Origin of the sequence: Streptomyces sp. NPDC020845 (assembly GCF_044334165.1) — a bacterium.
Lineage (GTDB): Bacteria > Actinomycetota > Actinomycetes > Streptomycetales > Streptomycetaceae > Streptomyces.
The window spans coordinates 1-1,325 of the sequence record NZ_JBIRSJ010000087.1 but is presented as its reverse complement, the minus strand read 5'-3'; the positions used below and the strand labels follow the sequence as shown (position 1 = coordinate 1,325).

Sequence of the window (1,325 nt, the reverse complement as noted above, 5' to 3'; positions counted from 1 at the left end):
TGAGGTTCCCGACTTGTATTGGCTGTAGCGGTGCGCGGTCGGGTTGGCCGCTCGTAGCGTGCCGTAGGACGCTGGGTTGGATGGCTCGTGAGGTTCCTGCCGCCCCTCGGGGCTGGCCCGCTCGGGGTGTGCCGCCGGCCCGGTGTCCGGCCACGGTCTGACTCAACAGAGGCGTGTCCCGACCAGCGGTTCCCGAAGTCGGTGTGTCGGCCGTGGATGTCCCGTCTTCCGGCCGTGAGGAACGAACTCCCGTGATACTGCTCGGCGTTGACCCGCACAAGTCCACTCACACTGCTACCGCCGTCGACCCTGTCTCGAATCAGCAGACGGGTTCGCTGAGGATCGAAGCCACCCTGGCGGAGTACCGGCGGCTCCTGGCCTGGGCCCGCCGCTGGCCGCAGCGCACGTGGGTGGTGGAGAACGCCAACGGGCTCGGCCGCCACCTGGCCCAGTGGCTCATCGCCCGCGGGGAGAGCGTCGCCGACGTTCCGCCCTCGGCGACCAGCCGCATCCGCCAGCTCACACGTGGCGGCGGCCGCAAGAACGACCGGATCGACGCCGCCGCTGCGGCTACGGCCTACGTGCACGGGGACGGCCGCGAAGTGGAGGCGGAAGGCCACACCACGGCCCTGGCCTTGCTCGACGAGCGACGTGTCAACCTCGCCCAGGCCCGGGTCCGCACCGTCAACCAGCTGCACGCAGTGCTGCGTGATCTGCTGCCCGGCGGGGCTCCGCCTCAGCTCTCGGCGGACCAGGCCGCCGCGCTGCTGCGCACGGTTCGCCCTGCCGGCGGCGTCGAGCAGGTCCGCAAATACCTTGCCCGCGACCTGGTCACGGAGATCCGCGCGCTGGACAAACGACTGGCCGAGAACGCCGCGCGCATGGAGGAACTCGTCAGGTCCTCGGGCAGCACGCTGACGAACACGCCCGGCGTCGGGCCGGTGCTGGCGGCGCGGATCGTCGGCCGCGTCGGACGCGCCAGCCGGTTCGCCACCGCCGCGGCGTTCGCGAACTACACCGGCGCCGCCCCGATCGAGATCGCCAGCGCGGACAAGGCACGCCACCGGCTCTCACGCTCCGGTGACCGTCAGCTCAATTCCGTACTCCACACCATCGCGGTCGTCCAGATCAGAATGCCGAATTCCCCTGGGCACGCCTACTACCAGCGGAAACTCTCGGAAGGAAAGACACCCAGGGAAGCCAAACGCTGCCTGAAGCGCCGACTCGCCGACCACGTGTGGCGCGTGATGATCGCCGACGAACGCAAGGCCAAACACCAGTCATCTCAGGCGACTTGACAAGACACAGAGGCACCCCGAGATGCG

1 protein-coding gene is annotated in these 1,325 nt (G+C 69.5%); it reads left to right on the top strand.

All coding sequences use genetic code 11. From position 1 onward, the window contains the following. Positions 1-251: 251 nt before the first annotated feature. Complete coding sequence (locus ACH4U7_RS53190; RefSeq protein WP_398534946.1) at positions 252-1,298, top strand: IS110 family transposase; 1,047 nt, start codon at positions 252-254, stop codon at positions 1,296-1,298. Positions 1,299-1,325: the final 27 nt, after the last annotated feature.